The sequence below is a fragment of the Paenibacillus sp. PAMC 26794 genome (genome assembly GCF_000316035.1).
In the GTDB taxonomy this organism is placed as follows: Bacteria; Bacillota; Bacilli; order Paenibacillales; family Paenibacillaceae; genus Paenibacillus.
This window is the reverse complement of record NZ_ANHX01000024.1, coordinates 1-6,317: the sequence shown is the minus strand read 5'-3', so window position 1 is coordinate 6,317 and position 6,317 is coordinate 1. Positions and strand designations below refer to the sequence as shown.

Genomic DNA, 6,317 nt, shown 5'->3' with positions numbered 1-6,317 from the left:
GGCGGGGTAGCTGGCGCCTTCCCGCAGGCGGCGCGCGATGTCCTCGCGCATCCCTGCGGGCTCCACAGCCAGCACGCGCGCAATGCGCTGCAGGCTGTCCAGGTCGCCGGACTCGCTGCCAAAGCAAAGCGAGTCCACAATGCCGGTGCGGTCCAGCAGTGATACCGCACCGAAGGCAAACCACTCGGCCGGTTGAACCGCGTATGCAACCGGCAGTTCAAGCACGAGATCCGCGCCTGCGTGCAGCGCCATCTCGGTGCGCGCCCTTTTACCCACGATGGCGGGTTCGCCACGCTGGAGAAAAGGGCCGCTCATGACCGCAACAACGGCGTCTGCGCCGCTTAGCCGCCGAGCTTCTTGCAAATGATAGACATGCCCATTGTGCAAGGGGTTATATTCAACAATGACGCCTACGGCTTTCATGATTAGACGTACTCCTTTCGATTGGATAACCGAGTATGTATAACATCCATTCCATCATAGGGGATGTCATGTATTAGATCAAATCATGCACCAATTCAGACAAGAAAAAGGCACAAATCCGACATCAACGGATGTCAGACTGTGCCTGCAAATCTATTGTGTATTACACATTTTCGATAATCGGAGAACGACCTCTTCAAATTAATAAATCAGCACGCTTAGACACTTTCCGGCGCAGGAGAAAGACTTGCTTTGGGCCCAAAAAATTCATAATGAATGTTGTCCGCTGCGACACCAAGCGCCTGTAGCTCCGTATACACTCCCCGCATGAACGAAACCGGTCCGCACAGATAATAAGTGGAATCCAGTTCATCAATCACTTGACGAAGCCAGATCGCATCCATATAACCTTCCTTATGAAAATACTCATTTTCACGATCAGCATCCTCAGGTTGAGTATAACGATAATAAGCTTTAACGCCCGGATTACGTTTGGCCAGACTGTCCACATAATCACGGAACGCGTGAGATTGACCATTGGGACTTGCATGCAAAAATGTAATGTTGCGATTTTCATTCAAGTTAACCAGCGTATTTAACATACTGATCATTGGCGTTAAGCCAACGCCGCCACTAAGCAGCACAACAGGGCGTTTATCCTCTGCATTCAGCGTGAAGTCCCCAGCAGGAGCGGATAGCTCCGGCAGACTGGTGCTCACTTAACATACATTTTCCCTCCCGATATGATATGAAATAGTTGGATAATAAATCGGTCATGGAACTGATCGTGCTTCGGTTTATAGTAAGTATAGATAGGGGGCATGCGGGTCTGTGTGATATAGATCACACTAAACGTTAACGAAATGTGACCGGTGTTTGCAAGGAACTACAACTAAAATGACGACTTGTGATTTATCTTGAAGTGAGTCTATAATAGACCAGATGGAGTAAACGGTTCTGAGCCATTGGTTTTAAAAAGGGTGTAAAGTTAAAAGTGTTGACAAACGTCTTGAAAAATCGGTATAATGATTTTTGTTTGTTAAGTCAATTTCATAATACTTTTAACGATGAAACGTCAGAATACATACAGTCAGGATTTATTGCTTTACAAAAGCAGGCTTGACCTGTATAACTGTCGTGATACGTTTGACATGAATTATGAAATTGGTTTCGTTTGGAGTGATGGAAATGTTAATGCCATTTCGCAAAGTGGCTACCAGTGATGGTCCCCTGAAGTTTAACGAACAGTGGGATATCAAGGAACTGGTTTCTAACCGACAAGATATCACAGCCGTTACCCCGCTGACTGCGGACTTATCTGCAGAATTCAGAGAAGGTGATGTTGTGGATGTTCATGGCAAGCTGACCGTAGGAGTGGACATGTTGTGCTCCCGTTGTCTTAAGCCGATCAATGAACATTTTCATATTGATTTTCATGAGCAATTCAAGCAGGGAAAACAGCCAAAGGAATTACACGAAGACGATGATACGCTCTATGTGGATGGAGATAGCGTTGATCTGAAGGGTTATGCCGAGGAAGTTTTTCTGCTGGATCTTCCGTTTATACCGCTATGTAGCGATACATGCAAAGGGTTATGCCCCAAGTGTGGCCATGAGCTGAACGAAGGTGACTGCGGTTGTGATAACCAGGTTATTGATCCGCGGCTTGCAGGGCTCAAGGATTTTTTTAAATGAGCATGATTGAAAATCGAACATTTTAAGACTACCTGCAAAGGTTGATTTTGATAAGGAGGTGGGAATAATGGCAGTACCTCAACGGAGAACGTCCAAGACGCGTCGCGACAAACGTCGCACTCACTTTAAATTGGCTGTACCGGGCATGGTGAAATGTGAACAATGTGGCGAACTTAAACTTAGTCACCACGTGTGCAAAGTGTGCGGAACGTACAAAGCAAGAGAGATCATCTCTCAATAATAGTTGGACATTAAGTAGCACTTCATTTCGATGAGGTGCTACTTTTTTTGGATTATAGAGTGCAGGTAGAGTGAGCTAACAAGCATGAAATCCTTGCTCTACAAGGGTGAATTGTTTTTGTTAGGCCAGTCTTTCTTTTTGACACGGGATGAGATATACTATAGTTTAGTACCAGGTTCTAAGATTTGACGTTACATATAGATGAACCATAATCCGTTTGAGAACGACCCTGGTGACCAGGGATGCAACTATAGAAGCAACACGAAAGAATGGTTGAACTGGCCGGACGGGACGGTTCCGTAAACGATACAGCGGGGGGTGTCAGGCATCGAACGTGTACCGAAGAGACAGAGGCAACAGCAGTTAACCAAAATGATAGAAGAGAACCCGTTTGTGACGGATCAGGAACTTACACGCCAATTGAAGGTGAGTATTCAGACGATTCGTCTTGACAGGCTGGAACTTGGAATACCCGAACTTCGGGAGCGGATGAAACTGATGGCAGAGCTCTCGTATGATCAGGTACGCTCGTTGCCCTTGCATGAGATTATCGGTGATATTGTGGATCTACAACTGGATAAGAGCGGGATTTCCCTGTTTGAGATTAAGGAAGAACACGTGTTTTCCAGAACAGGGATTGCACGCGGACACTATGTCTTTGCACAGGCTAACTCCTTGGCTGTAGCAATTATTAATGACGAGATCGCGTTGACTGCATCAGCAGACATTCGCTTTGTACGTTCGGTCCATTTGGGAGAGAAATGTATTGCAAAGGCTTATGTGAGATCGATTCCGGGTCAAAAGGGCAAAGCCAAAGTGGAAGTATTCACTTATGTAGGTGAAGAAATGGTGTTTCAAGGCAACTTTGTAATCTACCATTCAGGTGGAGAAGACAGCGGAGAAGGAGGTCATTTGGAATGAAAATCGTCATTGATGCCATGGGAGGCGACAATGCACCTGCATCAACGGTAGAAGGTGCGATTGCCGCAGCCACGGAATGGGCGGATACACAGATCGTCCTGATCGGCGATGAAGCCAAGCTGGAACCTCTTTTGAGTCAGTCAGGTGTGAGACCTGCCAATCTTACGGTCCGGCATGCTTCCGAAGTTATTGGTTCGGATGATGAACCCGTCAAAGCAGTGCGTCGCAAGAAGGATGCCTCCATGGTGGTCGCAGGCCGCATGCTGAAAGAGGGCGAAGCGGACGCGATGATCTCGGCGGGCAATACTGGAGCGTTGATGACAGCAGGTTTGCTTGTTGTAGGTCGCATGGAAGGCATTGAACGTCCGGCGCTTGCGCCTATGATTCCAACGATTGATGATGTAGGTGTGCTTGCGCTGGATCTAGGAGCGAATATGGATGCCAAACCGGAGCACCTTGCACAATATGGCCTGATGGGCAGTTTGTATCGGCAAAAAGTACAGGGCATTGAGTCCCCACGAGTGGGCTTGCTCAATGTAGGAACAGAGCCAGGCAAGGGAAATGAGTTAACCAAACATGCATACCCTTTACTGGAACAACTCCCAATTCGGTTTGTCGGTAATGTTGAGGCACGTGATGTGCTGACTGGTGCTTGTGATGTGCTTGTATGTGACGGTTTTGCAGGGAATATCCTGCTGAAGTCGCTGGAAGGCACAGCAGGTGCCATTTTCGCCTTGCTTAAGGAACAATTTTCATCTTCTCTCAAAAGTAAACTGGCTGCAGCTGTACTGATGCCTGAGCTGCGTGGGTTGAAACGAAAGCTGGATTATACGGAGCATGGCGGAGCGCCACTCCTCGGTTTGAGTAGACTGGTTGTGAAAAGTCATGGATCTGCTGATGGCAATGCCATCAAAAATGCTGTGCGCCAAGCTCGGATTGCAGTACAGAATCAGCTGGTAGAGAGCATATCTAAGGAAATTAGCGGGAAGTGAGTGACGATATGAATAATTTACGCGCGGTAGGGATTATCGGTACTGGGAAATATGTACCTGAGAAAATTTTGACAAACAGCGATCTGGAGAAAATGGTCGATACCAATGACGAGTGGATCGTCAGTCGTACAGGAATTAAACAGCGTCATATCGCTGCACCCGATCAGGCAACTTCTGATCTGGCATACGAAGCGGCTATTAAAGCCCTTGAATCTGCAGGTATGACAGGCAGTGATCTCGATCTGATTATTGTTGCAACCATTACCCCGGATTCTTCGTTCCCATCGACAGCCTGCATCTTGCAGGACAAATTGGGTGCGAAAGGTGCCGCGGCATTTGATCTGTCCGCTGCTTGTTCCGGATTTGTATACGGTTTGGCTAGTGCTACGAGCTTCATCCAAAGCGGTATGTACAACAATGCACTTGTGATTGGTGCGGACTGCTTGTCTCGTATTACGGATTATACAGACCGTAACACTTGTGTCCTCTTTGGTGATGGAGCAGGGGCGGTAGTCGTTGGTGAAGTTCCGGAAGGTCGCGGATTCAAAGCATTCGATCTTGGTGCCGAAGGTGCTGGCGGTAGTCTTCTTCAGATGGAAGGCGGTGGTTCCCGTCTGCCTGCTACTACAGAGACCGTTGAAAATAAAAAACATTACATCAACATGAACGGTCGTGAAGTGTTTAAGTTTGCGGTACGTGTCATGGGGACGGCTACCATTGAGGTATTACGCAAGGCTGGTATGGAGCGTACGGATGTGGATCTGTTTGTTCCTCACCAAGCGAATATTCGGATTATCCAATCTGCGATGCAACGACTTGAACTTCCTGAAGAAAAGGTTGTAGTCAACGTGGATAAGTATGCAAACACATCGGCTGCTTCCATACCGCTTGCTCTGGTAGAAGCAGCGGAGGAAGGTCGCATGAAAGCCGGAGATACCGTTCTGATGGTTGGATTCGGTGGCGGTTTGACATGGGGCGCATCGGTACTCGTTTGGTAAAATAGACATCTGGGAGATGAATGAGATGGGTAAAATAGCATTTGTATTTCCCGGACAGGGATCACAGGCTGTAGGCATGGCCAAGGACGCGTATGAGTCCGTGCCTGCGGCAACCGAGATTTTTCGCACAGCAGATGAAACATTGGGTTTCTCGCTGAGCAACCTTGTATTTGAAGGACCGGAGACTGAGTTGAAACAGACATCAAATACACAACCGGCTCTGTTGACAGCAAGTATTGCCTTGCTTGAAGCTTTCAAAGAAAAAGGAATTCAGCCTGACTATACGGCTGGACACAGTCTGGGAGAATACAGTGCACTGGTGGCAGCGGGAGTTCTTTCGTTTGCTGACGCAGTGAGCACTGTGCGGGCACGTGGTCAGTATATGGAACAGGCAGTACCGGGTGGACAAGGAGCGATGGCTGCTGTGTTGGGTGCGGATCGGGAAGCGCTGGGGGTGCTTTGCCGTGACGTATCTGAAAGTGGTCATGCGGTTGAACTTGCCAACATTAATTGTCCGGGACAAATCGTCATTTCTGGTGTGAAGGAAGGCGTAGCTGCTGTCGCGGAACGAGTGAAAGAAGCAGGCGGTAAACGCGCCATTGCATTGGAAGTAAGCGGTCCGTTCCACTCTTCATTGATGAAGGGTGCAGCTGATAAGCTGGCAGAGAAACTGAAAACCGTTACGTTCTCACCGGCAGCGGTCCCTGTAGTCGCTAATGTGACTGCAAGACCTGCAGAGGATGGACAGGTTCAGGATTTGTTGACAGCTCAGGTCTATTCTCCTGTATTATGGGAAGACAGTGTGACATGGCTTATTGAGCAAGGCGTGGATACGTTCATCGAGATTGGATCTGGCAGTGTATTGACCGGTTTGATTAAAAAAACAGATAAAACCGTAAAACTGTACAATGTGAACAGTCTTGAAACGCTCGAAGCAACGGCAAGTGAATTAGAAGGAGTTATATGAGTTAAACTAAACTTTTTACACGAGAACGGAGAGGACAGAAAAAAACTGAAGAAGCGGAGTGTTCGCCTAAAAGCTTTCTG

8 protein-coding genes are annotated in these 6,317 nt (G+C 47.7%); 6 read left to right on the top strand and 2 right to left on the bottom strand.

Annotated features, from left to right (window positions below):
- Both D829_RS0112495 and D829_RS0112490 read right to left on the bottom strand, forming a co-directional pair.
- Window positions 1–423 (bottom strand): nucleotidyltransferase family protein (locus D829_RS0112495; protein ID WP_017689236.1); only part of this gene is annotated, 423 nt, incomplete at its 3' end.
- 218 nt (window positions 424–641) lie between these two features.
- A complete protein-coding gene (locus D829_RS0112490; RefSeq protein WP_017689235.1) occupies window positions 642–1,142 on the bottom strand; it encodes a hypothetical protein in 501 nt (166 codons plus the stop codon).
- A 469-nt stretch (window positions 1,143–1,611) separates the two neighbouring features.
- Here D829_RS0112490 and D829_RS0112485 point away from each other — a divergent pair, with 469 nt between their 5' ends.
- The 6 genes from D829_RS0112485 to fabD all read left to right on the top strand — a co-directional run bounded on the left by D829_RS0112485 (window position 1,612) and on the right by fabD (window position 6,237).
- A complete protein-coding gene (locus tag D829_RS0112485) occupies window positions 1,612–2,118 on the top strand; it encodes a DUF177 domain-containing protein (RefSeq protein WP_017689234.1) in 507 nt (168 codons plus the stop codon).
- Window positions 2,119–2,185: 67 nt separating this feature from the next.
- Window positions 2,186–2,359, top strand: coding sequence for a 50S ribosomal protein L32 (rpmF, locus tag D829_RS0112480; protein ID WP_017689233.1), 174 nt, complete (start codon window positions 2,186–2,188; stop codon window positions 2,357–2,359).
- 372 nt (window positions 2,360–2,731) lie between these two features.
- Window positions 2,732–3,280: a transcription factor FapR gene (fapR, locus tag D829_RS0112475; protein WP_047842457.1), complete on the top strand. Its 549-nt coding sequence runs from the start codon at window positions 2,732–2,734 to the stop codon at window positions 3,278–3,280.
- Window positions 3,277–4,272, top strand: a complete 996-nt coding sequence (gene plsX, locus D829_RS0112470; RefSeq protein WP_017689231.1) for a phosphate acyltransferase PlsX — start codon at window positions 3,277–3,279, stop codon at window positions 4,270–4,272. The genes fapR and plsX overlap by 4 nt, the downstream gene beginning before the upstream one ends.
- A gap of 8 nt (window positions 4,273–4,280) precedes the next feature.
- Window positions 4,281–5,270, top strand: coding sequence for a beta-ketoacyl-ACP synthase III (locus D829_RS0112465; RefSeq protein WP_026081144.1), 990 nt, complete (start codon window positions 4,281–4,283; stop codon window positions 5,268–5,270).
- 25 nt (window positions 5,271–5,295) lie between these two features.
- Window positions 5,296–6,237: an ACP S-malonyltransferase gene (fabD, locus tag D829_RS0112460; RefSeq protein ID WP_017689229.1), complete on the top strand. Its 942-nt coding sequence runs from the start codon at window positions 5,296–5,298 to the stop codon at window positions 6,235–6,237.
- The last annotated feature ends 80 nt before the right edge of the window (window positions 6,238–6,317 follow it).